This is a genomic window from Streptomyces sp. NPDC040610 (genome assembly GCF_055594065.1).
In genome coordinates this window covers 367,172-391,263 of sequence record NZ_JBVIXA010000006.1, presented here as the reverse complement: position 1 = coordinate 391,263, position 24,092 = coordinate 367,172, and the positions used below count along the sequence as shown (strand labels likewise).

25 protein-coding genes and 1 tRNA gene are annotated in these 24,092 nt (G+C 69.1%); 14 read left to right on the top strand and 12 right to left on the bottom strand.

Annotated features, from left to right (window positions below):
* Positions 1 to 2: 2 nt before the first annotated feature.
* Positions 3 to 1,334, bottom strand: a complete 1,332-nt coding sequence (locus tag ACZ6AA_RS23150; protein WP_471459685.1) for a DUF3987 domain-containing protein — start codon at positions 1,332 to 1,334, stop codon at positions 3 to 5.
* Positions 1,331 to 1,924, bottom strand: a complete 594-nt coding sequence (locus tag ACZ6AA_RS23145) for a hypothetical protein (protein ID WP_471459683.1) — start codon at positions 1,922 to 1,924, stop codon at positions 1,331 to 1,333. Before ACZ6AA_RS23145 ends, ACZ6AA_RS23150 begins: the two co-directional genes overlap by 4 nt.
* A gap of 306 nt (positions 1,925 to 2,230) precedes the next feature.
* Between ACZ6AA_RS23145 and ACZ6AA_RS23140 the strand changes: the two genes are divergently transcribed.
* Positions 2,231 to 2,587, top strand: a complete 357-nt coding sequence (locus ACZ6AA_RS23140) for a histone-like nucleoid-structuring protein Lsr2 (protein ID WP_471459681.1) — start codon at positions 2,231 to 2,233, stop codon at positions 2,585 to 2,587.
* 325 nt (positions 2,588 to 2,912) lie between these two features.
* Here the strand turns inward: ACZ6AA_RS23140 and ACZ6AA_RS23135 are convergent, their stop codons facing one another.
* Positions 2,913 to 3,104, bottom strand: a complete 192-nt coding sequence (locus ACZ6AA_RS23135; protein WP_471459679.1) for a hypothetical protein — start codon at positions 3,102 to 3,104, stop codon at positions 2,913 to 2,915.
* 116 nt (positions 3,105 to 3,220) lie between these two features.
* Between ACZ6AA_RS23135 and ACZ6AA_RS23130 the strand changes: the two genes are divergently transcribed.
* Entirely contained in the window at positions 3,221 to 3,628 is a 408-nt protein-coding gene (locus ACZ6AA_RS23130) for a catalase (protein ID WP_471459677.1), read from the top strand.
* A 320-nt stretch (positions 3,629 to 3,948) separates the two neighbouring features.
* On the opposite strand, the gene ACZ6AA_RS23125 is transcribed toward ACZ6AA_RS23130, so the two are convergent.
* The 4 genes from ACZ6AA_RS23125 to ACZ6AA_RS23110 all read right to left on the bottom strand — a co-directional run bounded on the left by ACZ6AA_RS23125 (position 3,949) and on the right by ACZ6AA_RS23110 (position 6,497).
* Positions 3,949 to 4,857, bottom strand: coding sequence for a hypothetical protein (locus ACZ6AA_RS23125; RefSeq protein WP_471459675.1), 909 nt, complete (start codon positions 4,855 to 4,857; stop codon positions 3,949 to 3,951).
* Between the two features lie 11 nt (positions 4,858 to 4,868).
* The gene (locus ACZ6AA_RS23120) at positions 4,869 to 5,207 is read right to left on the bottom strand and encodes a hypothetical protein (RefSeq protein ID WP_471459821.1); all 339 of its coding nucleotides are present in this window, start codon (positions 5,205 to 5,207) and stop codon (positions 4,869 to 4,871) included.
* A gap of 423 nt (positions 5,208 to 5,630) precedes the next feature.
* Positions 5,631 to 6,269, bottom strand: coding sequence for a hypothetical protein (locus ACZ6AA_RS23115; protein ID WP_471459673.1), 639 nt, complete (start codon positions 6,267 to 6,269; stop codon positions 5,631 to 5,633).
* A gap of 75 nt (positions 6,270 to 6,344) precedes the next feature.
* Positions 6,345 to 6,497: a helix-turn-helix domain-containing protein gene (locus ACZ6AA_RS23110; protein ID WP_471459819.1), complete on the bottom strand. Its 153-nt coding sequence runs from the start codon at positions 6,495 to 6,497 to the stop codon at positions 6,345 to 6,347.
* 133 nt (positions 6,498 to 6,630) lie between these two features.
* On the opposite strand from ACZ6AA_RS23110, the gene ACZ6AA_RS23105 reads away from it, so the two are divergent.
* On the top strand, positions 6,631 to 7,179 hold the full coding sequence (locus tag ACZ6AA_RS23105; protein WP_471459671.1) for a hypothetical protein: 549 nt from the start codon (positions 6,631 to 6,633) through the stop codon (positions 7,177 to 7,179).
* A 56-nt stretch (positions 7,180 to 7,235) separates the two neighbouring features.
* Positions 7,236 to 8,477 (top strand): tyrosine-type recombinase/integrase, encoded by a 1,242-nt coding sequence (locus ACZ6AA_RS23100; protein ID WP_471459669.1) that lies wholly within the window; start codon positions 7,236 to 7,238, stop codon positions 8,475 to 8,477.
* 88 nt (positions 8,478 to 8,565) lie between these two features.
* Here the strand turns inward: ACZ6AA_RS23100 and ACZ6AA_RS23095 are convergent.
* Positions 8,566 to 8,653, bottom strand: a tRNA-Leu gene (locus tag ACZ6AA_RS23095).
* A 178-nt stretch (positions 8,654 to 8,831) separates the two neighbouring features.
* Here ACZ6AA_RS23095 and ACZ6AA_RS23090 point away from each other — a divergent pair.
* The 3 genes from ACZ6AA_RS23090 to ACZ6AA_RS23080 all read left to right on the top strand — a co-directional run bounded on the left by ACZ6AA_RS23090 (position 8,832) and on the right by ACZ6AA_RS23080 (position 11,618).
* The gene (locus tag ACZ6AA_RS23090; RefSeq protein ID WP_468452946.1) at positions 8,832 to 10,175 is read left to right on the top strand and encodes a M20/M25/M40 family metallo-hydrolase; all 1,344 of its coding nucleotides are present in this window, start codon (positions 8,832 to 8,834) and stop codon (positions 10,173 to 10,175) included.
* A gap of 234 nt (positions 10,176 to 10,409) precedes the next feature.
* Positions 10,410 to 10,643 carry a chaplin ChpH gene (gene chpH, locus ACZ6AA_RS23085; protein ID WP_471459667.1) on the top strand — a complete coding sequence of 78 codons (234 nt, stop codon included), beginning with the start codon at positions 10,410 to 10,412 and terminating at the stop codon, positions 10,641 to 10,643.
* Positions 10,644 to 10,799: 156 nt separating this feature from the next.
* A complete protein-coding gene (locus ACZ6AA_RS23080; protein ID WP_468452948.1) occupies positions 10,800 to 11,618 on the top strand; it encodes a chaplin in 819 nt (272 codons plus the stop codon).
* Positions 11,619 to 11,815: 197 nt separating this feature from the next.
* On the opposite strand, the gene ACZ6AA_RS23075 is transcribed toward ACZ6AA_RS23080, so the two are convergent.
* A complete protein-coding gene (locus tag ACZ6AA_RS23075) occupies positions 11,816 to 12,004 on the bottom strand; it encodes a DUF5703 family protein (RefSeq protein WP_385725237.1) in 189 nt (62 codons plus the stop codon).
* Between the two features lie 47 nt (positions 12,005 to 12,051).
* Between ACZ6AA_RS23075 and ACZ6AA_RS23070 the strand changes: the two genes are divergently transcribed.
* Positions 12,052 to 12,912 (top strand): hypothetical protein, encoded by an 861-nt coding sequence (locus ACZ6AA_RS23070; RefSeq protein WP_471459664.1) that lies wholly within the window; start codon positions 12,052 to 12,054, stop codon positions 12,910 to 12,912.
* Between the two features lie 149 nt (positions 12,913 to 13,061).
* Here the strand turns inward: ACZ6AA_RS23070 and ACZ6AA_RS23065 are convergent, their stop codons facing one another.
* Together ACZ6AA_RS23065 and ACZ6AA_RS23060 are read right to left on the bottom strand one after the other, a co-directional pair.
* Complete coding sequence (locus tag ACZ6AA_RS23065) at positions 13,062 to 15,941, bottom strand: helix-hairpin-helix domain-containing protein (protein ID WP_471459662.1); 2,880 nt, start codon at positions 15,939 to 15,941, stop codon at positions 13,062 to 13,064.
* The gene (locus tag ACZ6AA_RS23060) at positions 15,938 to 16,927 is read right to left on the bottom strand and encodes an aldo/keto reductase (RefSeq protein WP_468452950.1); all 990 of its coding nucleotides are present in this window, start codon (positions 16,925 to 16,927) and stop codon (positions 15,938 to 15,940) included. Before ACZ6AA_RS23060 ends, ACZ6AA_RS23065 begins: the two co-directional genes overlap by 4 nt.
* A 241-nt stretch (positions 16,928 to 17,168) precedes the next feature.
* Between ACZ6AA_RS23060 and ACZ6AA_RS23055 the strand changes: the two genes are divergently transcribed.
* Entirely contained in the window at positions 17,169 to 18,230 is a 1,062-nt protein-coding gene (locus ACZ6AA_RS23055; RefSeq protein WP_468452951.1) for an LLM class F420-dependent oxidoreductase, read from the top strand.
* A gap of 258 nt (positions 18,231 to 18,488) precedes the next feature.
* The gene (locus ACZ6AA_RS23050; RefSeq protein WP_468452952.1) at positions 18,489 to 19,277 is read left to right on the top strand and encodes a ferritin-like domain-containing protein; all 789 of its coding nucleotides are present in this window, start codon (positions 18,489 to 18,491) and stop codon (positions 19,275 to 19,277) included.
* Positions 19,278 to 19,312: 35 nt separating this feature from the next.
* Here the strand turns inward: ACZ6AA_RS23050 and corA are convergent, their stop codons facing one another.
* Positions 19,313 to 20,311: a magnesium/cobalt transporter CorA gene (gene corA / locus ACZ6AA_RS23045; RefSeq protein WP_468453485.1), complete on the bottom strand. Its 999-nt coding sequence runs from the start codon at positions 20,309 to 20,311 to the stop codon at positions 19,313 to 19,315.
* Positions 20,312 to 20,373: 62 nt separating this feature from the next.
* Here corA and ACZ6AA_RS23040 point away from each other — a divergent pair, with 62 nt between their 5' ends.
* From ACZ6AA_RS23040 to mshC, 4 genes are all read left to right on the top strand, one after another.
* Positions 20,374 to 21,060, top strand: coding sequence for a histidine phosphatase family protein (locus ACZ6AA_RS23040; protein WP_468452953.1), 687 nt, complete (start codon positions 20,374 to 20,376; stop codon positions 21,058 to 21,060).
* A 67-nt stretch (positions 21,061 to 21,127) separates the two neighbouring features.
* Positions 21,128 to 21,718 (top strand): DUF3090 domain-containing protein, encoded by a 591-nt coding sequence (locus ACZ6AA_RS23035; protein WP_468452955.1) that lies wholly within the window; start codon positions 21,128 to 21,130, stop codon positions 21,716 to 21,718.
* A complete protein-coding gene (locus ACZ6AA_RS23030) occupies positions 21,682 to 22,602 on the top strand; it encodes an SCO1664 family protein (protein WP_471459658.1) in 921 nt (306 codons plus the stop codon). Before ACZ6AA_RS23035 ends, ACZ6AA_RS23030 begins: the two co-directional genes overlap by 37 nt.
* Positions 22,603 to 22,723: 121 nt before the next feature.
* Positions 22,724 to 23,953 (top strand): cysteine--1-D-myo-inosityl 2-amino-2-deoxy-alpha-D-glucopyranoside ligase, encoded by a 1,230-nt coding sequence (gene mshC / locus ACZ6AA_RS23025; protein WP_468452959.1) that lies wholly within the window; start codon positions 22,724 to 22,726, stop codon positions 23,951 to 23,953.
* Positions 23,954 to 24,092: the final 139 nt, after the last annotated feature.

The window sequence follows — 24,092 nt, the reverse complement described above, 5'->3', positions numbered from 1 at the left end:
GGTTAGAGGAGTGCTCGGAAGGGGTTGGCGTCGAGTGGTTCCGGGCGCTTCGGATTGAGTGTGGGCTCCGAGGCCGGAGCGGGTGCCGGACGGTAGACGTCCATCGAAACCACTTCCGGCGCCTCCTCAGCATGGACCTCAACCGTCCCAGGTTCCGTGCACGGATCATCATCCGAACTGTCGCCACCGAGTGAGAAGACAACGGCCGGTCGGCCGACGCCGTTGTGTTCCTGTGTGACGACGATGCCGGGCAGGGCCTTGACCTCAGCGGCCGATGCTCCGACGTAGGGCAGGAGTTGTGAGGAGCGGGCGGAGCCGCCGAACAGGTTCAGTCGGGCGCGTACCTTCTCCGCGAGACTGAGCGGCTGACGCTTGCTGGCCCTGCCCCCGCTGCCGGTGGCGATGGCTTCCACCGTCTCCATGGCATAGGCGACCAGACAGGCCGCCGCGCGCAGATCATCAGGGGTGATTTCGCGCCGCAGGTCGAAGAGCGCGAACAGGGCAGCGATACGGCGCACCTGCTCATTACAACGGGCAGCGAACGGCCTGAGATCTTCCGACTCACGGGCCTTGCTCAACAGGTCGTGCCGGATCGTGTCGGCCACGTCGTAGGCGTCCGTAGCGAGCGTGACCGTATCGACCCGTTGCCCGTATCGCAGGGCCCTGGCGAAGTGTTCACCGGCCTCAGGGATCAGGTGGGCGGGCATGCGCTCCCGCTCACTCAGCCAGCGGACCTGAGAGACGGGCAGGGTCAGCAGCCGGTTGTACGAGCCGCCGTCCCGATCGGTCCCGGTGAGGTTGGCCCGGAACTCCTCGGGCGTGACGTGCCCCATGATCGCCACGCGCGGACGGTCGACCTGAATCGGGTCCTTGGCTCTAGACGTGGCCACGGGGGCACCGTCCCAGAGATCACGAAGGACTTGTGACAGGTTGGCCTGTCGGCGTCCGGCCCGCAGGACGCGGGCGTACTCGGTATCGACAATCAGGGCCTGTTCGCCGCAGTCGTCCACAGCCTGAATGACGCCCGCTCCACCCACCACACCGTGGATGACGTTGCCCGCCATGAAGGTGCGGTTCGCGTCCCGAGCGATGGCCTCAGCGATACCCCACGACTGGCCCTTGCCCTCACCCGTGCCGCCGCATAACAGCACATGCAGCATCAAAGGCATCGAGCCGGACCCACGCTGCACACGAGTGTCGGGCAGCATCGCCGAGAAGGCACACAGCAGGCCCCCAAGCAGCCCGACAGGGGACCACTCGACATGCGGGGCGAGCGAGGACACCACGGCCCTGATGTGTCCCGTGGCCATCGTGGAGAAATCGGGAGTGCTCATGCTGCCTGTCCTTCGGGCGAGTTGATTTGATGAGGCTGCGGTCTGCCGCGCATGGCGTCGGCGTAGGCCCTGGCCATGTGCGGGAAGTTGGCCCACATGAAGCCTCGGAACTCCACGTGCGAGGCCGTCAGCCGGACGTCCTTGCCCTCTGCCGCACACCACTTCACGTAGTCGGCCCGCTCTTTGTCCGGCAGCGAGGCCAGCCGCTCACGGTGCTTGGACCACTGAGCCTGTGCGGCCTGAGTGCCAGCCTTCAGCGGCTTGCCCTTGAAGGCCTTACGGCTGTCGGTGATCCGAGAGACGTAGTCGGTCAGGTCCTCATCCGCATTCGACTCCTCGGCCTCAGCAGCCGTCGGCGCATCAACGTCCTCAGCGTCCGCCTCAGGCTCTGCCACGGTGTCCGGCAGGCCGGAGCCCAACGCGTCCACGAGGTACCGGGAGAAGCGCACCGAGTGTTCAAGGCACAGGTCCCACGAGCGGTCACCCAGATTCAAGGTCTCGGTCGCTTCTATCTGGGTTCCGTCCTTGGACAGGCACCCGTCACAGACGACCTTTTCCACATAGCTGATGACCTGAACTGTTGTGCGCACAGTCCCCCCAGGGCTGATGAGGCAGAGCGAGTCACTGACGGCCGGAGAAGTGCTCTCAACGGCTGCTGACCCCGCCCCTGTGAGCGGGATATCTAAACTCCACTCATCTCAGCATCAGATGATAACGAAATGATGAATGTGAGATCTCGGAAAAGTTAATCTATTTCATTGCGCACGGGGGTTATGCAATAGCTAGATTTATGCGAGGACCGCAGGGGCGCTGTTCTTCGACCGTGTACGGGTTTCATCATTTTTCGCCGCAGACGCCGAGTGGCTACAGCCGAGGAACGGGTTTACGATCCGACCATGGCCAAGAAAGTTGTCAGGACGCTCGTAGATGACCTGAGCGGCGAAGAGTCGGACGAGATCACCACTAACACCATCCTCGTCAACGGGGCAGGCATTGAGATCGACCTGACCCCTGAAAACTACGACAAGCTGTTGGAGGTTCTTAACCCCTACTTCCATGCGAAGGGTGCGCGCCGCGTTCGTGGCGGCTCGGGGGCCAAGGGCAAGGGGAGTAAGGCCGGGGGCGGCAGCCAGGACACGTCGGAGATTCGCGCATGGGCGCGAGAGAACAGCTACGAGGTCAGCGACCGCGGCCGGGTCTCGGCGCACATCCGTGACGCCTACGAGAAGTCGCGGGGATCGAAGGTCACCTGAACAGCTCAAGGGCAGTGAGGAATCATCATCTCTGTTGCCTGCGTCACAGCCTGTCCCAGTGCTCATCAGAGGACACGTACATTATTGATGACGGCCGGGGTTATATACCCCGGCCGATCTACTACAGACAACAACTGGTCTGATCCAACCCCACCCCTGAAGGTGGGGGATGTTGGTTGAGTCGATCTCTTCAATGCTGTCGATACAGCAGAAGACCCCGGCCCTAAGGGAGGGCCGGGGTCTAGGTCGTGTCCCGTCCAGGGTCAAGGGTGCCGATAGGCAGCCTTGCTGTATGCGCGTACCGACTATCCCGGTGCCGCACTGTCTACCTGCTCGGATTCTCCTTGGCGTCCTTCCACATTTCCGAGACCTTCTTGAACGCCTCTTTGTGCGTAACCCCGGGGTGGCCTGTCTCGTACTTGGGCACCTCGTCCTTCATGAACTGGTTGTACGGAGAGGTCTTCTTCGCTGTTCCCGACTTGGAGCGCTTACTCTTCGCCGTCTTCTGCCTAGGCATGTGTAGCCTCCGTGAACTACTCCGAGTTTGATCCTCCGGTTCAGTAGCTCACCAACGGTCCATGGTCAGTACCTGGCGTAGGCCGAACGGGTGAGCTGGCGGGGAGAAGCGTCAAGGTGTCTTCCGAGAGGGCAGGCATCATCCTGCCGTTCGGCGATGTTGCCACGCCGGAGCAAGGGACGAGGGAAATGAAGATCACGTTCTACGGTGCACCGGGGTTCAAAGGGCACTCCGAGACTCGCGCCCTCAAGGAAGGCCAGTCGTTCTCGCTGGAGGAAGTCGGCCTAGGGCAAGTGAGTTCAGTGAGAATCGACGGTGCAAAACCAGATGTCGTCGTCGAGATGCTCATCCAAATGACCGAGGAAAAGGGCGGAGGAAGTGAGACAATGAAGGCGATGCAAAAGAGGAACCCGCAATCCGGACTCCCTGACGCAGACATGCTCTGGGATTTCCTCACCCTCACCCCCGAGTCGGTCAACGCGGTCACGTACCTGTTCTCCGACCCGGCCTCGCCAAACGGGTAACAGAAAGTGGACGGTTAGGACCAAGCCCTGGTGTGGAGGGGCCCTGACATCGAGGCAGAGCCACGATTCTTGCCAGAACGACAGTCGGCTTCCCCTCCCTCAGGAGGGTGACGAAGTTGTCCACAGCCCCGGAGTTATCCACCAAGATCCACAGCAGTGCTGTTCCAGACCGAGAGTCAGGGCCTGGAGGTGGTCATCGTGACCCGGCAGGCAGCAGCTCGACGTGGACCAGGCCGCGGGAGTCGACGGGTTCCTTGGCAGCACTGGCCGGCCGGGGCCCCGACTATTTGTACGGGGCCCCGGGCAAGCCTCACAGGACGTCAGGCACTCCACTCCACAGCGGCCTTGACGATTCCCTTAGTCGGCTTCGACTCATCAAAGGTATTGTCTGCCTTCTTGGTGTCGAGTTCCGGGTACCTCACGATCTTCCCGCCGTACAGGTGCAAGGTGTCGATGTAGTCGGCCCTGAAACGCTCGCTTTGGCCTTCACGGAATCCGGTGAACTGGGAGGCGAAGGTGGCGAACTCCCTGTGCCCTGCCACGATGTCGGCACCGGCAGGCATGGCCGTGGTTGAGGCAACTGTGAAGCTAGCCAAGCGTGCCACGACGCCGTTAGTGGTTACGCCAGGCTCCCCGTAGGCGGCAGCGTTCGCAATGGCTGGGTGCTCCACGAGGTACCGCTTCACCCTCGGCGAGACAACCACATATCGCCGATCGTTCGGGATGTCGTTTTCATCCAGGGCCAGCATCATATCCAGGATAGTCCCGTAAAGACTCTGAGGGATGTTGCCGGAGGTTACCTTGACGGACGGAAGGGGGGACGCACCTTTAGCGATCAGGGTTCCCATGAAAGTGTCTGCTTCGCGTGCCAGAGCACGGATCATCTGCTGATTAATCGGCGCACCAAGCGCTTTGACCCCCTGAACGTTCTCGGCGTCCTCAACGAGAACCTGGAGGTATTTGGCTTCTGTGATCAGTAGCCGTTGGTCTACCGTCTCCGGTCGAGTCGCAGTCATACCCTCGGGGAGCTTATAGTCGCCTATCGACGGCCTGACGAGCGAGTTGATGTGGACCGTATCGCCCTTCTTCCTGATATCCCCTTCGTACTTCCGGTTCGTGGCGAGCGGCGAGGCCCAGACGAGAAGGGGGTCGAACTGGGTCAGCAGTCCGGAATTCCAGATTTCAGGAACAGTACTGTGAGTTGCGTTATTCTGGTAGCTGAAGGCCATGTGAATACTCCTTACGGTCGATGACGTATATCAAGGGATACGTGTACCGGACTCTTGGCTGGAGGGTGGCCGAGCCCAATAATCTTTGCGATCACTTCATCCGAGGGATTACCGTCTTCTCCAAGCAGCTTGGAAGCATCCAGAAAGTCAAGAAATCCAGCGGGGAATTCAACGCCAACCCGGACGGCCTCAGCTTTCAGTTCGGCCTGGGCCAGCCTCCCAGCATATTCCCGCCGCAGCTCGGTACGTGCCATCTCTGCCGCACTCGCATCCCCCACCGAAGGAACGCCCCCCGGGGCCTCAGCCGAGGAACTGACACCAGCTTCCGCAGAATCAGAACCGTTTTCCATGTCGCTCAAGGCGACACCTCCTGAACCATTCAGCAATCTAGATCTACTTATTGGTCAATGGAATCAATCAACTAACTTATCCAATCCCCCTTAAGGGGGAGATGTTAGTCGAATATAGACAACTACTTGCTTACCGTCCCGCCTAGGGGCGGGTAGTTGAATAACCCGAGACAGGAAACGTAAGAGAATACACTGCCCCCCTTACCCCCCATCAGAACAACTCTGGCAAGAGGGCAAGGAGGGAAGTATTTCTCTACGTCTCACATAACCGTCAACTAGGTATCCGCAGAGCCTCATAACGACTTAGGAACTGCCCGGCCGCCAGGCCGTGCCAGAGGCACACCGCCGAGTGTGCATGGCCCCAGAGGATCACTCCTCCACTAGCTCAGGGTTAAAGCTTCAGGTCCACGGGACAGCCGTTCGTCACTGGACTCTCACGGTGTTGAGGCGGCCCCACACCTCCCGGTAGCCGTCCAGCTCCTGGCCCTCCAGGCCGTCGTACTCGTAGACCAGATTCCTGTTCTTGCCCACGTGGACGCCTGCCCTCCTCAGGCGCTGCGTACGGGCCCTGGACGCCTCTTTGTGGGCCGGGCAGTACTTCCGGGGCCTGCCCGCCTTGCGCGGCCCTTCCGAGGTGTAGAGCGGCTTGTGGCAGCCGAGCCACTGGCACCGTTCGGGAGGGAAGCTTTTTCGCTGGACAGTGAAGCCCGCTCTCTGATCAGTCTCCGCAGAGGGGGCATCCAGCAGATGCCCGAGGGTCGGCATCGCTCCGGCCCCGGGCTTCTCCTCCATCAGCCGCCGCAGTTCCTTGCGCCCGGCCTCGGGGTCGAGGGCAGACTGCATGGCGGCCAGGGCGGCATCGGCCAGGGAAAGCATTCCGGAGTATGCAGCGGCTATCCGTTCGAACTCCGTCTCTGCTTGCTCAGGCCAAGGGGTGGGCCAGCCTTCCCGCTTCTCTTCTCCGGCCGCCTCCAAGAGGGCGTCCGCCTGCTTCTCCAATCGTGCTCGCCCTATGTCGCCGGACGGCGGAATGGTCATGTAGCCCTTGCTGGAGTCGCTCAATACAGTCCCCTCAACAGGCAAACAAAAAGGCCCCCGTTCGCCTCGGGGGCCCTGAGAACACATCGAACAAATCAATTAACTCTGGCGATCAAGCCACTTCTCCAAATCGGTAGGGCGGCACCGGAGCGCCTGGCCCACCTTTCGGAACGGGATCTCCTCCCGCTGCCAGTTCCCGTACACCCATGAACGGGGCTTGGCCAAGTACTCGGCAACGTCGTCAACGGTCATCAGCTTCGGCTGCATCGCCCTCCTGTAGCGCCTGTCGGTCAGTGGGTCGTCCGTGCTCTCGCTGTCGTCCCACGGGTCCGAGATTGACGGTTCCGATGTGCCCTGTCAATCAGTATCGTGCTAGCTTGCGGCTGTGGACATGAACCTGCCGCCCGGATGGCGGCTTGACGACCCTGACGACCCTCGCGCGCTCGTCTGGGAGGAGTGGCGAGGGCCTTGGCTACTGCGTGCCGTGTGCCCGCTGTGGGCCCCGTATGAGGGGCCTGGAGAGGTGACGGTGATCCTCGGTGACTCAGAGGCTGAAGGCACGGCTGGAGGGGTGCCGGTCGACGTCCTGCGCTCCTACCCGCTCGGGGAGGTCAAGGCGCAGGCCAGGAGCCTGCTGGCCAGAGTGAGGGAGGACCTGACCCTCGCTGAGGTGTGGGGGAATCCCTTCAGTGACCTGCCGCGACAGTGCCGTTCTGATGCGGACTACGCGGAGTGGGCCGTGGCTTGGATGCTCATTTGCGAAATCAGCAAGTCGCCGGTCAAGGGGTTGGTGGAGCGGACAGGAGTGCGGCAGTCCTCTGTGTCCACCCGCATCGCGAAGCTAAGGGAACTCGGGTTCATCGACACGGACAACCAGATCACTGCTCGGTGCCAAGCCATCTGGAACGCCCGCAAGGCTGGCCCATTCGACTAGAAGGAAGGCGACCAACTCACGTGGCAAAGCGCGGAAACAGACTCGGGGGGACTCCGGTGGAGATCCCGCGCAAGGGCAGACCCAACACCTGGGGCGTCCGCACGCCCCTTCACTTCAATCCGGCGACCAGCAAGAAGGAGCGTTACTGGATAGGCCGAGAGTTCAAGACCAAGACCGAGGCGGAGCGGGCGCTACGCCGCTGGCTCAGCGACCACGAGGCAGGAACGCTCACCCCTCGGTCAGACCTGACCATGGGACAGCTCATGGACTCATGGCTCGCCAAGCACCGGGGTGAGGGCACCACCCGGGAGGGCTACGAGCCGAAGATCCGGCTGCACATCAAGCCGCACATAGGCACGGTGAAGGTAGTGGAGGTGACAGACGAGCGCCTGGACGAGCTGTACCGGCTGCTGGAGGTCAAGCCCGTCGAGGCCAACGAGAACAAGCCCTTGGGCCCCAAGAGCGTCCGTCACGTCCACAACATCATCTCTGCCGCCCTGGACTCCGTCACCGGCCCCAGGAAGCTCCTGACGGTCAACCCGGCCCACACCGCCAACCCGCCCACAGAACGGCAGATCAAGGCGGCTCAGCCAGACTTCCCGACGCTCAATGATCAGGAGACAGCAAGCTTCCTGGGCCAGATATGGGAGCCGTGCGGCAACAGGGCCTGTGACGGGCTGACCCATCACTGCCTGAGAGACGCCCCGCTGTGGACCTCGTACGCGGCGACATCGTGCCGCCGCAGCGAGACCCTGGGCTGGATGTGGGACCTGATCCACTGGGACGACTGCGCCATCGAACTGGCCTGGGTCGTAGTCGAGGAAGGCAACACCTACCGGCTGCGCAAGCTCACCAAGGACGGAGACGACAACGCAATCATCTACGTCGACCAAGCCCTGATGAACGTCCTCAAGTGGCAGCGGGAGCGCCAGCAAGCCGAGAAGGAACGCCTTGGCCCCCTGTGGGTGGACCACGGCCTGGTCTTCGCCCGTGACGGCTTCAAGCTCCGGAAGGGGCGCGCGGCGGGCGGCCCGCAGGACCCGGAGAAGGTCTCTGCCCGCTGGCGCACAGCCCGCACACGGATGAAGCTGCCGGACGGCTTCCGACTGCATGACTGGCGAGCATCGAAGATCACAAATGATCTCGACAACCACGAGAACCCGGTAGAGGTCTCCGCCAACGCCCGGCACCACTCGCCGGGCTACACCATGACGCGCTACGGCAGGCGTCGCGCCGAGGGAGCCAAGAAGCTGGCCGCGTCCAGCGCGTCCCGGCTCGGTCTCGCATCCCTGGTCTGACCAGGGGACTCTCTGGGCCGTTGGTCACGTGGTTGGTCACGCCACTGCCCGGAAATGAAGAAAGCCCCTCGAGAGGGGCTGTTCTTGCTGGTGTCCGAGGGGGGACTTGAACCCCCACGCCCGATAAAGGGCACTAGCACCTCAAGCTAGCGCGTCTGCCATTCCGCCACCCGGACCGGTGGTCTGTCGCGGTTTCCCGCGGCGACGTGGAAAACCATAGCAAACATTCGAGGGCTCCTGATCACGCAGGTCCCGGGGGTGAACGGCGTATGACGAGGGGCGCCCGCCCTTGGGTCCGGGCGGTCGGCGCGGGAGGATGGGAGGGACCCAGAGTGCGACAGCGGGAGGAACAGCGTGAGCGAGCCGACCACGGGCGGCAGGGCGGACGGGGCGCGTGCCGTCTCCGGCGAGGACGAGGTCGTCGACCTGTGCCGGGACCTGATCCGGATGGACACCAGCAACTACGGCGATCACTCGGGCCCGGGGGAGCGCAAGGCGGCCGAGTACGTCGCGGAGAAGCTCGCGGAGGTGGGGCTCGAGCCGCGGATCTTCGAGTCGCACCCGGGGCGTGCGTCCACCGTGGCGCGCATCGAGGGCGAGGACCCCTCGCGGCCCGCGCTGCTCATCCACGGCCACACCGACGTCGTACCCGCCAATGCCCAGGACTGGACGCACCACCCCTTCTCCGGCGAGGTCGCGGACGGCTGCCTGTGGGGCCGGGGCGCCGTCGACATGAAGGACATGGACGCGATGACCCTCGCGGTCGTACGCGACCGGCTGCGCAGCGGCCGCAAGCCGCCGCGGGACATCGTGCTGGCCTTCCTCGCTGACGAGGAGGCGGGGGGTACGTACGGGGCGCGCTATCTCGTCGACAACCACCCGGACCTCTTCGAGGGCGTGACCGAGGCGATCAGCGAGGTCGGCGGGTTCTCCTTCACCGTCAACGAGAAGCTTCGGCTGTATCTGGTCGAGACGGCGCAGAAGGGCATGCACTGGATGAAGCTGACCGTGGACGGCAGCGCCGGACACGGGTCGATGATCCACAAGGACAACGCCATCACGGAGCTGTCCGAGGCCGTGGGGCGGCTCGGGCGGCACAAGTTCCCGGTGCGGGTCACCAAGACCTTGCGGCACTTCCTCGACGAGCTGGGCGACGCCCTCGGCACCGAGCTCGACCCGGAGAACATGGACGACACGCTGGCCAAGCTCGGCGGCATCGCCAAGCTGATCGGCGCCTCCCTGCAGAACACCGCCAACCCGACCCAGCTCGGCGCCGGCTACAAGGTGAACGTGATCCCCGGACAGGCCACCGCGCACGTCGACGGCCGTTTCCTGCCGGGGTACGAGGAGGAGTTCCTGGCCGACCTCGACCGCATCCTCGGCCCGAACGTCAAGCGTGAGGACGTGCACGCGGACAAGGCCCTGGAGACCACCTTCGACGGTGCCCTCGTCGACGCCATGCAGATGGCACTGCAGGCGGAGGACCCGATCGCGCGGGCCGTGCCCTACATGCTCTCGGCCGGCACGGACGCCAAGTCCTTCGACGACCTCGGCATCCGCGGCTTCGGCTTCGCGCCGCTCAAGCTGCCGCCGGAGCTGGACTTCGCGGGCATGTTCCACGGCGTGGACGAGCGGGTGCCGGTGGACGGCCTGAAGTTCGGGGTCCGGGTGCTCGACCGGTTCATCGACGCTTCCTGAGTTCAGAGGGCGGCCGATGCGCGTGTCGGCGCGCGTGCCGGTGCGTATGTCGGTACATGTAGGGCCTTCTGTGTACGCGGGCGCGTGCCGAAACGAAACTCCAATAATCGGCAGCGCGTGCGCAATTGACCGAAAAGAGTGAAAGCAGTCTTGCTCTCGTAGCCCTCAACTACCTCCTTCGTTACAGGGGGTGCGGTCCGCGGCTGGGACCGCATTTGCCAACTAGGAGGAATGATGATCAAGAAGATCGTTGCCGCTGCGGTGGCCACCGGCGGTCTGGTGCTCGCGGGTGCGGGCGTTGCCGCTGCCGACGCCGGTGCGCAGGGCGCCGCTGTGGGCTCCCCGGGCGTCGCGTCGGGCAACGTCGTCCAGGTCCCCGTGCACGTGCCGGTGAACGCGTGCGGCAACACGATCTCCGTGATCGGGCTGCTGAACCCCGCCTTCGGGAACTACTGCGTCAACAAGTGACGCCGCTGTGCCTCACCCCGTGAGGGGCCTCACCCCATGAGGGTCTGAATTCTGTCGGCCCCGGAGTGCGTGTCATGCGCTCCGGGGCCGACAGGCATTGGGCGCACGGCGCACTGGGCCCGTGCGCATTTCCGGAAGGCAAGGCAGGAACAAGCTATGCGACAGGTCACGCGCAAAGGCCTGATCACCGTGGCGGCCGCCACTGGCGTACTCGCCGTCTCTGGTGGTTACGCGCAGGCCGACTCCAACGCCCAGGGCGGCAGTTCGAAATCTCCCGGCGTGCTGTCGGGCAATTCCGTTCAGCTCCCCGTGGACGTACCGGTCAATGTCTGCGGCAACACCGTGAACGTCATCGGCGGCCTGAACCCGGCGGCGGGCAACAAGTGCGCCAACACCTCCGACGCCCGGCACGGCGGCGGTGGCTACGGCGACGACCACGGCGGCAAGCCCTCGGGCGGCGGCGCCACGAGCGACGGCGGCACGAGCAACTCGCCCGGGGTGGGCTCCGGCAACAGCGTGCAGCTGCCGGTCGACGCCCCGGTCAACGTCTGCGGGAACAGCGTCAACCTCGGCGGCGCGGGCAACGCCGCCGTGGGCAACGAGTGCGGCAACGAATCCGGCAGCCACACCGGTGGCAAGCCGCCCACGAAGCCCCACCACCCGGGCAAGCCCGAGCAGCCCGGCAAGCCGGAACAGCCGGGCAAGCCGCAGCAGCCCGGCAACGGCGTCAAGCCCGAGCAGCCGGGCAAGCCCCAGCAGCCCGGGAAGCCGGGCCAGCCCGTCTCGCCCGCGCAGCACAAGCCGGAGCGTCCGGCGGCCGGGCCGAACGTGCCCGAGGCGCACATGATCACGCCGCCCAAGGGCAAGGACCAGCTCGCGCAGACGGGCAGCTCCCTGCCGGTCGGCGTCGCGCTGCCGGTCGGCGCGGGCATGCTGCTCGCGGGCACCGTCCTGTACCGCAGGGCACGTGCCTGAGACGACTCGGTGACCGGGCCGTCCGGGCGCACGACTGCCCCGTGAACGGGACCGGCGCACCACCGGGCGAACGGCCCCGGTGCGGATGCCGGGCGTATGCGTCAGGCGCCATCAGGTGAAAACGGAGCGGGCCCCGCGATCGCGGGGCCCGCTCCGTTTTCGCACCCTCCGCCGGACACCGGATGGCCGTCCCCGGCTCACCAAGTGGCCCTTATCTGGCGGATGATGCGCCGTCTGAGCCGCACCCGCCGACTGCCGTCGGCGTGCAGGCTGAGGCGGTCCAACTCCCAGTGTCCGTACTCTGCGTGGTCGGTCAGCAGACGCGTGGCTTCTTTGCGGGAGACCCCGCGCGGAACGTACACGTCGACAAATTCGTATTCCGGCATCGCATCTATTGTGCGGGCACGGGCCCGGTACGGATAGCGTCTGCACTATGTCTGATGCTGCGCAGCCCACCGCTGCCGAGGTACGCGCCGCCGCCGAGGCGGTCAAGACCGCGCTCGACCGCCACCTTGCGGCGGTCGAACGCAGGTCGGGCGAGGACGATCCCGACGTCTATGAAGCGTTCAATGAGCTGGCCGCCGCGGCCGAGGCGTACGACGAGCTGCTCTACGACCGTTACGACGAGGTCACCCCCTTCGAGATCCCCGGCGCGGAGGACACCCTGCCGCCGTACCAGGGACCCGCGGAGCCGAACGCCCTGAGCGTGCTGATCCGCCGCGACTACGCCGTCGCGGAGCCGCAGCGACTCCTGGCCCAGGCCGCGCGGGTCGAGGCCGCGGACGACGACGTCACCGCCGAGTCCGACCGGCTCGCCGGCACCGTGCCGGGCGCGCTCGGTCTGCTCTTCGGCGAGTTCGAGCCGGACGAGATCGCCTCCCGGCACAAGGAGTTCGGCCTGGAGGAGGGCGACTCCACGCTGTGGGTCACCGCGGCGGACGAGCCCGCGGAGCCCGGCGAGTGGCTGGAGTCCCCGTTCGACCAGCCCGACTCCCCGCGGGTGGTCTGCCGCTTCGACGTCAGCGCGGTCTTCGACGACGAGACGGACGACGATCTCGACGACGACCTGGACGCCGCGGCGAGCCGCGTGGGCGGCGCCCGCCGGGGCCCGGACGCGCACACCGGCATCGGCGATCTGGACGCCGACCTCGATACCGACCTCCACTCGGACATCGATACGGACATCGACACGGACATCGACTTCGATCCGGACGACGTGGATGAGGTGGACGACGGCGATGACGCCGACGACGTGGAGGTCGTCGAGCGGGGGAAGGGTGTGGGCGGCGCCTAGGAGGGGTCGCTGGTCGGGTCGCTGGGAGGGGCTGTCCGGGGGCGGGTTCGCTCGGCTCCGGGGCCTCGGCCGGGTGAGCGAGGCCCCGGGCCGGGTGAGCGAGGCCCCGGCCCCCTGGACGGGGGTCGGGGCCTCGCGCCGCGTAAGGGCTAGCCCGCTGCCGGGGCCTGCGGACGCAGCAGCGTACGCAGGCGGGTCGTGCGCTCCTTGGCGGGGCGCTCGGCCACGGCCTGGGGCAGGGACTGGGCGACGCCCTGGACGACCGAGAGATGGCGCTCGGCGCGGCTGAAGGCCGTGTAGACCCACGGCCGGGTCAGGGCGCCCGCCGCGTCGCCCGGCAGGACCACCACGGCCGCGGGCCAGCGGCGGCCCGTCGCCTGGTGCGCGGTGAGCGCCCAGGCGTGCCGCACGGACTGCTCCACCCGCTCCTTCGGTACGGCGACGGGGGTGCCCTCGCACTCCAGGCGCAGGCCCTCTGCGTCCGCGCCGACCACCCGGCCGAGCGCCGTGCGGCCCGGCACCGGGGCGTAGGCGACCCGGTCACCGGGGTCGAAGCCGCCGAACCGGCCGGGGCCCGGGTTCAGCCGCTCCTTCAGCGCCGCGTTCAGCGCGCGGGTACCCGCCGCGCCGCCGTGGCCCGGCGTGATCACCTGCGTCTGTCCCGCCGGTACGCCGATGGCGCGCGGCACCGAATCCGCGACCAACTGCACCGTGCGGTGGATCGCGTCGGGCGCGTCCCGCACCGGGACGATCACGACCTCCTTGCCGGGCGCCTCGACCTGGGTCAGCTCGCCGACGCCGATGCCGGACACCAGCTCGCCGATGGGACCGGGGTCCGGCGTGCGCGAGACGACCTGCGGGCAGCAGCGGGCCGCGAGCAGGTCCGCGAACACCCGGCCGGGGCCCGCGGACCACAGCACTCCCGGGTCGCCGCTGAGCACGAGCCGGGCGCCGTCCGGAAGGGACTCCACGAGCATCGCGGCCGTCTCCACGTCCAACTGCGGGGCGTCCAGGACCACGAGGAGGTCCAGGGCGAGCGCGCCGTCCGCGTCCCGCCCCGGCCCTTGGCGCCCGGAGAGGAGACCGGCGACGGTCACGGCGGGGGAGGCTTCGTCGGTGGTTCCGGTGGTTCCGGTGGTTCCGGATGCGTTGGGCGTACCGGTGGCTTCGGCAGCAGCGGATGCCTCGGCCGCACCGACCTCACGGGACGCACCGGACGCCTCAGCCGCACCGGCCGACCCGGCCACCGCGTCGGCGGCACCTTCGGCTGTGCGCCTCGCCGCCGGGACGCCGTCGACCTCCGCGCCTGCGTGCCCGTCCATCCGGGCCGCCGAGGCGGCGGCAGATCCGTCCCCCCGGTCGCCCGACGCGGTCGCGTCCCCGCGTACACCAGCACGCTCGGCGCCCTCGCGGACACCGTCTCCGTCGGCACCCCCGTGAGCCCGGGCCCCCGCACTCCCGCGAGCCCCGGCCCCACCGGCACCGCCACCCAGGCCCTCGGCCAGCCTCCGCTGTCCCTCCGCGCTGTGCGTCGCCGCGCACACCCGCAGGCCCAGCGCCCGGGCCGCCGCCACCAGCGCGGCGGGCTCGGCGCGGGCAGCCTCGCCGCCCGTGTGCAGCACCAGGCCGTGCGCGGCCACGGCGCGGATCAGGTCGGCCGCGGAACCCTTGGTGGCGGCCGCCGCGGACTCCCAGTCGGCGGCCGAGGGACCCGGGCCGTCGACGTTCGGGCCCGCGCCGTCGCCCTGGGGACCAGAGCCGTCGTCCTCCGACTGTGAGCCGTCGCCCTCCGCCCCCGAGCTGTCGCTCTCCCGGCCCGAGCTCTCGTCCTCAGCACCCGAGCCACCGGCCCTCGTGCCCGAACCCCCGCCCTCCGGCAGTGAGTTCATGACCCGGGCGAGGCCGTCGGCCAGGCTCTCCTCCGCGAGGGCGTACCGCTCCAGGCCGAGCAGGACGCGGACCGGGGGCGCCGCCTCCTGGTCGTCCTCGGTGTCGTCGCCGGTCGGGGCGGGCCGCGCCGGGGCGGCCCCGGGGACCTCGTCCAGCGCGTCCTGGAAGACCAGCACATCGCCCTCCGCGAGGGCCGACTGCACGGCCTCGTCCGGCTCCGGCACCCCGCGCTGCGCGAGCGCCGCGGTGAGCGCCGACGATTCGAGCGCCGTGTGCCCGGCGAGCGCGGCCTGTTCGAGCAGCCACACCGTCAGCGCGCAGCCCCGGCGTTCGTCACCCGGACCGCAGTCCGGGCCGAGCAGCGCCCGCGCGAACCCGTCGGCCTGCTCGGGCCGCACCCCGGCGACCCGCAGCAACTGCCAGGGGTCGGCACGCAGCACGCCGTCCGCGCCCTCGCCGAGCACGGCCGCCGCCCGGGCCGCGAGCACCGCGGGCGCACCGCCCTCGGCCAGCACCGCCGCCACCGCCTCGACGGTCTCCGGCGCGGGGGCAGCCCCGGACGGCGCCTCGGCCACCGGCCGCCGCACGGGCTCGGGGGCGGGCCGCTGGGGCGCGACCGGCGCGGGCTCGCGGAACGCGGACGCGACGGGCTTCTCGCCGCTCTCCACGGCCCGCACCGCCGCCAGCAGGTCGGCCGCCGTGCCCTGAAGCTTCGCGCCCGCCGCCACGGGCCCCTGCTTGTTGGCCTTGCGCTGCTCGATCCGCTCCCGCAGCTCCCGCTGTGCCGCGAGCTCGGCCTCGGCCTCGGACACACCGGCGTCCCCGCCGTCCGCGCTGCCCTCCTGGCCCTCGCCGCCACCGGCCTCGGCACCGCTGCCCCCGGCATCGTCCCCGGCGCCACCAGCATCCTCGGAAGCAGCCCCCGCCGAGTCCTCCGAGTCGTCCGAGCCCTCAGGGTCCGCAGGGTCCTCCGGGCCCTCAGTGTCGGCCAGATCGTCCGGGCCCGCAGACTCCTCCCCGGCGTCCCCGGCGCCCCCCTCCGGCGCGGTCCCGCCGGACGACGTGCCCCCGGCCTCCGGCGCTTCCTCGGCGTCGGCCTCGGGTTCGGCGACCTCCGCGGCAGCGGACTCCGTACTCACAGCGTGCTCCAGTCCTGGTCTGGGTAGCGGTGCACGGGCGCTGACACGTCGTCGAGCGCCTGGCAGATCTCGTCAGGAAGACTAAGGGTCTCCACTGACAATGCGGCCGTGAGCTGCTGCGCGTTGCGCGCGCCGACGATCGGGGCGGTCACTCCGGGGCGGTCGCGCACCCAGGCGAGCGCCACCTGCAGGGGAGTGACGGCGAGGCCGTCGGCCGCTATCGCGACGGCGTCCACGACCCGCCCGGCCGCCTCGTCCAGATACGGCGCGACGAAGGGGGCGAACTGCTCGGAGGCCCCGCGCGAGTCGGCGGGGGTCGCGTTGCGGTACTTGCCGGTGAGGACACCGCGGCCGAGCGGTGACGAGGGCAGCAGGCCGACGCCGAGGTCGAGGGCGGCGGGCAGCACTTCGCGCTCGACGCCGCGCTGGAGCAGGGAGTACTCCATCTGCGTGCTGGCGACGCGGGTGCGGGTGCCGGCCGCCGCGAGCTGCCAGGTGGCGGCCTTGGCGAGCTGCCAGCCGCTGAAGTTGGAGACGCCCGCGTAGCGCGCGCGGCCGCTGCTGACCGCGATGTCCAGGGCCTGGAGCGTCTCCTCCAGGGGGGTGTCGCTGTCGAAGGCGTGGATCTGCCACAGGTCCACATAGTCCGTGCCGAGGCGGGCCAGGGAGGCGTCGAGCGCGGACAGCAGATGGCCGCGCGAGCCGTCGAAGCGGCGGTCGGGGTCGGGCACGCTGCCCGCCTTCGTCGCGATGACCAGATCGCGCCGCGGCACCAGGCGTTCGACGAGTCGTCCGAGGAGGTATTCGGCCTCCCCGTCGCCGTACACATCGGCCGTGTCCACGAGGGTGCCGCCCGCCTCCCAGAAGGCCTTCAGCAGGTCCGCGGCGTCGTTCTCCCCGATCTCGTCGGAGTGCCCCCACGTGAGGGTGCCGAGTCCGATCCGGGACACGCGCAGACCTGTTCGGCCGAGATGCCTCTGCTCCATGGCGGCGAGATTACTGGCCATGCCTCAGCGCTGGGTGTGCGTGTGGACAAAGCCGTGCCTGTGGACAACTCATGAACCCCTTCGGGGAACAGCTCCCGGCAGGCCCGACCGCCCCGCACCCCGGCCCAGGCCACCCCGCACCCGACCCCCGGCGGGACCGCCGCCCGCCCCTGCCGGATCGCCCGCCCGCGCGCTACAGTCCCGGAACAGGCACGTTACTCATGGGTAAGGGGATTCGGCCATGCAGCTCGGGATCAACCTCGGCTACTGGGGCGCCGGGATGGACGCGGACAATCTCGTCGTCGCGAAGGAGGCCGACAAGCTGGGCTACGCGGTCTGCTGGGCGGCCGAGGCCTACGGTTCGGACGCGGCCACCGTGCTCTCCTGGGTGGCGGCGCAGACCGAGCGGATCGACGTCGGCTCGGCGATCTTCCAGATCCCGGCGCGCCAGCCCGCGATGACCGCGATGACGGCGGCCACCCTCGACTCGCTGTCCGGCGGCCGGTTCCGGCTCGGGCTCGGCGTGTCCGGGCCGCAGGTCTCCGAGGGCTGGTACGGCGTCAAGTTCGACAAGCCGCTGGCCCGCACCCGGGAGTACGTCGAGATCGTACGCAAGGCCATGACCCGCGAGCGCCTCAGCTACGAGGGCGAGCACTGGACGCTGCCGCTGCCGGGCGGCCCGGGCAAGCCGATCAAGCTGACCGTGCACCCGCAGCGCGAGCACATCCCGCTGTACATCGCCGCGATCGGGCCGAAGAACCTGGAGCAGACCGGTGAGATCGCCGACGGCGCGCTGCTGATCTTCCCGGCCGCCGAGCACCTGGAGGAGACCGCGCTGCGCCATCTGCGGGCCGGGCGTGAGAAGGCGGGCAAGACCATGGAGGGCTTCGACGTGGTGCCGACGGTGCCGCTCGCGCTCGGTGAGGACGGGGACGACGCCATCGGCGCGCTCGCCGACATGTTCCGGCCCTACACGGCGCTGTACGTCGGCGGCATGGGCAGCCGGAAGCAGAACTTCTACAACCAGCTCGCGCAGCGCATGGGGTACGAGAAGGAGGCCGCCGAGATCCAGGACAAGTACCTGTCCGGCGACAAGGAGGGCGCGGCCGCCGCCGTGCCGCGTTCCCTGATCGACTCCACCACCCTGCTCGGCTCCGTGGACCGGATCGCGGACCGGATGCGGGCCTACGCGGAGGCCGGTGTCACCACGCTCACGCTGGCGCCCGCGGGCTTCACGGTGGAGGAGCGGCTGGCCTCGCTGCGCGCGGGCACCGAGGCCCTGGAGCGCGCCGGGCTCGCGTAGCGGGAGATTTCCGCGGCCGTGGTGGGGGCTCGGGGGTCTTCCCCGCCACGGCCGTCATGGAGCACAACGCCGCGACGAGCCCTCCGGTTACGGCCCCGGAGGCTTCCCGTCCGGGACTGTCCATCCGCCCCTTTCGGCCCTGTGTGTCCTTCGTTTGGCTGAGCTGTCGGATACACCTGTTGCCTGATGGCGTGCTGCGCATTTGACTCGTTCTTTGCGGAAGTCTGTGTGGTCAGTGACGGCATGGAGGTGCCTGCGATGCTTTCGGCCCGGAGTCTCTTCCAGGAGATCCTCGACAACGACGAGTCGTTCCGGCTGTTCTGCTCCATCGCGGCGAGCGGAGAGTCCCAGGGCGGCTGGGAGAACGGGCGCATCGCAGCGCTCGTCCCCGACAGCCAGCGCGAGCTCGCGCCCAAGATCGCCCGGCACGGCGCCGACGAGGACAAGCACGGACGGATCTTCAACGCGCTGCTGCGCAAGCGCGGCCTCGACCCCGTCGACGTCCCCGCCGCCACCGACTACACGATGCTCCTGGAGCGCCGCGGCATCGGCCTCGCGCACGAGAAGCTCCGCGCCGACCAGCCGCTCACCGAGCAGGACATCGTCACGTACCTCTCGCACAGCCGCGTCACCGAGCAGCGCGCCGCCGACCAGATGGTCATGCTCCGCAAGTACTTCGGGGACGACCCCGAGGTCGGCAAGGCCGTGAAGATGATCTCGAACGACGAGGACAACCACCTGGCGTACTGCCACGAGGAACTGCTGCGCTTCGCCCACGCCGGGCACGGCCGCACCATCCAGAGCACCCTGCGCGAGTGCGCGCTCGCCGAGATCGGCGTCTACCGCGACGTCAGCCTCGCCGTCATGGAGCACATGGGCCGCATCCTGCGCTGGTCCCCGGTCAAGTCCAGAACGCTCATGGCGGGCATCCACGCCATGTACGCGTACGAACGCGCGGGCGGCTGGCGGCGGATGGTGTCCCTGAAGATGCCGGAGCGGCGCGACGCGCTGGGCGGACCGGCCACCTCCGCGGCGGAGTTCGCCTGACCACACGAACCCCCGGGGCCCCGGGGGGCGGAGCGCTAGAGCCACCCGCGCCGCTTGAACAGCCGGAACAGGCTCACCTCGAGCACGACCATGAGCAGGATCACCGCCGGGTACGCCCACCACCAGTGCAGCTCCGGCATGTGGTCGAAGTTCATGCCGTAGATGCCCGCGATCATCGTGGGCACCGCCGCCATGGCCGCCCACGCGGAGATCTTCCGCATGTCGTCGTTCTGCCGCACGCTCATCTGCGCCAGATGCGCCGACAGGATGTCCGTCACCAGGCGGTCGAGGCCCTCCACGGACTCGTTCACGCGCAGCAGATGGTCATTGACGTCCCGCAGGTACGGCTGCGCGGATTCGTCCACGAACGGCACCGCGCGGCCGAACGGGCCCACGCCCGCGAGGCGCGCCAGCGGCATCGCCAGCGGGCCCGTGGCGCGCCGGAACTCCAGGATCTGCCGCTTGAACCGGTAGACCCGGGACGCGGTGTTCCGGGAGCCGCCCCCGTCCGGCGAGAAGACCTCCGCCTCCAGGACCTCCAGGTCCGTCTGCAGCTCGGCCGCGACCTCCAGATAGTGGTCGACCACGGCGTCGGCGATGGAGTACAGCACCGCCGTCGGCCCGTGTTCGAGCACCTCGTGCTCGGCCTCCAGCCGGTGGCGCACGGCGCTGAGCGGCGCGCCCTCGCCATGACGGACGGTCACCACGAAGCAGTCGCCCATGAAGATCATGAGCTCGCCGGACGACACGGCGTCGCTCTCCGGCTCGTACACCACCGGCTTCAGGACCAGGAACGCCGAGTCGTCGTACACCTCCAGCTTCGGCCGCTGATGGGCCTTCAAGGCGTCCTCCACCGCCAGCGGGTGCAGCGAGAACTCCTTGGCGACCAGGTCGAACTCGTCCTCCGTCGGCTCGTACAGGCCGATCCAGACGAACGCGTCCCCGGCCGCCCGCGCCGAGTCCAGGGCGTCGGAGAAGTCCGCCGGGCCCTGGACGCGGCGGCCGTGCCGATAGGTGGCGCAGTCCACGATCACGTTGCGCATTCTTCCGGGGCTCGGCCCCTGCCGCACCCCCTCGGCGGCTTAGGCTGACCCGCATGCCCACGCTGATCCTCGTCCGCCACGGACGCTCGACCGCCAACACCGCGGGTCTGCTCGCCGGATGGACGCCCGGCGTCGGCCTCGACGAGCGCGGCGCCGAGCAGGCCGCCGCACTGCCCGGGCGGCTCGCCGCGCTGCCGCTCGCCGAGATCGTCACCAGCCCGCTGCAGCGCTGCCAGGAGACCCTCGCGCCGCTGCTCGCCGCCCGCCCCGGGGCGGGCGTCCACACGGACGAACGCATCGGAGAGTGCCATTACGGCGACTGGTCGGGCCGCAAGCTCGCCGAGCTCGCGGACGAGCCCCTGATGGAGGTCGTCCAGCAGCACCCGTCCGCGGCCGCCTTCCCCGGCGGCGAGTCCCTGCGGGCCATGCAGACGCGGGCCGCGGAGGCCGTACGCGAGTGGAACGCGCGCGTGGAGCGCGACCACGGCCCCGACGCCGTCTATCTGATGTGCTCCCACGGCGACATCATCAAGTCCCTTGTCGCCGACGCCATCGGGCTGCACCTGGACCTGTTCCAGCGCATCTCCGTAGAGCCCTGTTCCGTCACGGCGATCCGCTTCACCCGGCTGCGGCCCTTCCTCGTACGCCTCGGGGACACCGGCGACTTCGGGTCGCTCGCCCCGCGCGAGGCACCCGCGAGCGACGACGCACAGGTGGGCGGCGACGCGGGCGCACCGTGATCGTCGCCCGCAGTAGGGTGCAGTGGTCGCGCCAAGTACATGCAGTCGATTCCAATGGAGACAGGACGTGTCCCGTCAGGTGTTCCTCTATGACCCGCCGGAACGCTTCGTCGCCGGAACCGTCGGGCTCCCCGGTCGGCGTACCTTCTTCCTCCAGGCCTCCGCGGGGGTCCGTGTGACCAGCGTCGCCCTGGAGAAGACCCAGGTGGCCGCGCTCGCCGAGCGTATGGAGGAGCTGCTCGACGAGGTCGTGCGGCGCAGCGGCGGCAGCGCGGCGGTGCCCGCCGTGGCACCCGCCGAGATCACCGACAGCGCGCCGCTCGACTCGCCCGTCGAGGAGGAGTTCCGGGTCGGCACGATGGCGCTCGCCTGGGACGGCGAGGAGGAGCGCATGATCGTGGAGGCGCAGGCCCTCGTCGAGCTGGACGCGGACTCCGAGGAGGACCTGGCGGAGGCCGAGGAAAGGCTCCTGCAGGACGAGGAGAACGGCCCCCCGATGCTCCGGGTGCGCCTCACCGGCGCCCAGGCCCGGGCCTTCACCAAGCGTGCCCTCGACGTCGTGAACGCGGGGCGTCCGCCGTGCCCGCTGTGCAGCCTGCCGCTCGACCCGGAAGGACACGTATGCCCGCGCCAGAACGGATACCGGCGGGACGCGTGAGCGCCGCCCAGCTGCTCACCCACGGTGAGCTGACCGTGCGCGGGCAGATCCGGGAGGCCTCCAACGCGGTGCTCTACTGCACGGTCGTGTACGAGGAGCAGAGCGCCGCCTGCGTCTACAAGCCCGTCGCCGGGGAGCGGCCCCTGTGGGACTTCCCCGACGGGACGCTCGCACAGCGGGAGGTCGCCGCGTACGAGGTCTCCGAAGCGCTCGGATGGGGGCTCGTGCCGCCCACCGTGCTGCGGGACGGGCCCTACGGGGAGGGCATGGTCCAGCTGTGGGTCGGGGCGGAGGCCTCCGGGGAGGACGCCTCAGCCGATGCCGATGCCGATGCCGATGCCGATGCCGATGCCGATGCCGAGGACGAGGACGCCTCGGCCGACGGCAAGGGTGCCGACGGGGCCGGGCTGCTCGCCCTTGTCGAGGGCGACGAGCCCGGGGACGGCTGGAAGGCCGTCGGGTTCGCCCAGGTGGGCGAGGGGCGTACGGCGCTGCTCGTGCACGCGGACGACGCCCGGCTGCGGCGGCTCGCCGTCCTCGACGCCGTGATCAACAACGCCGACCGCAAGGGCGGGCATCTGGTGCTCGGTGACGGCGGGCGGCTCTTCGGGATCGACCACGGGGTCACGTTCAACGTCGAGGACAAGCTGCGGACGCTGCTGTGGGGCTGGGCCGGGGAGAAGCTGCCCGAGGAGGCGGTGGACGCGCTGGGCTCCCTGCGGGAGGGGTTGGCGGCGGGGGAGCCGCTCGCCGGGCGGCTCGGGGAGCTGCTGACCCCCGCGGAGGTCGACGCCGTTCGGGAGCGGGTCGCCGCGCTGCTCGCCGCGGGGCGGCACCCGGGGCCGTCGGGGGAGTGGCCGGCCATTCCGTGGCCGCCGGTGTGAGTCACCCGCTCCTGGCGTAAGGGGCGCCATGGGGCTGCCCCTGGTAGGGCCTGGGGAAACCTGTTGAAGATCTCGTTGCCCTGGGTCGTATGCGGAAGGGGCGTCCGGTTAGGCTCAAGACATGTATGCCTGGCCCGCTTCTGAGGTTCCCGCCCTGCCTGGTGAGGGCCGCGACCTCCGGATCCACGACACCGCGACCGGTGGCCTCGTCACCCTCGACCCCGGTCCCGTCGCCCGTATCTACGTCTGCGGCATCACGCCGTACGACGCGACCCACATGGGTCACGCGGCGACCTACAACGCGTTCGACCTCGTGCAGCGCGTGTGGCTCGACACCAAGCGGCAGGTCCACTACGTGCAGAACGTGACCGACGTGGACGACCCGCTCCTGGAGCGCGCCAAGCGCGACGGCAAGGACTGGGTCGAGCTGGCGCAGGGCGAGACCGCGCTGTTCCGCGAGGACATGACCGCGCTGCGGCTGCTGCCGCCGCGGCACTACATCGGAGCCGTCGAGTCGATACCGGGCATCGTGCCGCTCGTCGAGCGGCTGCGGGACCTGGGCGCCGCCTACGACCTCGAGGGCGACACCTACTTCTCCGTCGAGTCCGACCCGCACTTCGGCGAGGTCTCGGGGCTCGACGCCGCGGCCATGCGCCTGCTCTCCGCCGAGCGCGGCGGCGACCCGGACCGCCCGGGCAAGAAGAACCCGCTCGACCCGATGCTCTGGATGGCCGCCCGCGAGGGCGAGCCGAGCTGGGACGGCGGCTCCCTCGGCCCCGGCCGCCCCGGCTGGCACATCGAGTGCGTCGCCATCGCCCTCGACCACCTCGGCATGGGCTTCGACATCCAGGGCGGCGGCTCCGACCTGACCTTCCCGCACCACGAGATGGGCGCCTCGCACGCGCAGGCGCTGACCGGCGAGCACCCCTTCGCCAAGGCGTACGTGCACGCCGGCATGGTCGCCCTCGACGGCGCCAAGATGTCCAAGTCCAAGGGCAACCTGGTGTTCGTGTCGAAGCTGCGGCGCGACGGCGTCGACCCCGCCGCCATCCGGCTCGCCCTGCTCGCCCACCACTACCGCGCCGACTGGGAGTGGACCGACCAGGTCCTCCAGGACGCCGTCGAACGGCTCGCCCGCTGGCGCGCCGCGGTGTCCCGCCCCGACGGACCGCCCGCCGAGGCCCTGGTCGAGGAGATCCGCGAGGCCCTGGCCAACGACCTGGACGCGCCCACCGCGCTCGCCGCCGTCGACCGCTGGGCCGCCCGCCAGGACACCGAGGGCGGCACGGACGAGGGCGCCCCCGGCGTCGTGTCCCGCGCCGTGGACGCGCTGCTCGGCGTCGCGCTGTAGGGACGCGCATACGCACACACGCACATACGCACGGACGCGGGGGGGGGGGGGGGGGGGGGGGGGGGGGGGGGGGGGGGGGGGGGGGGGGGATGTGGGGGGGGGGGGGGGTGGGGGGGGGGGGGGGGGGGGAGAGGGGAAG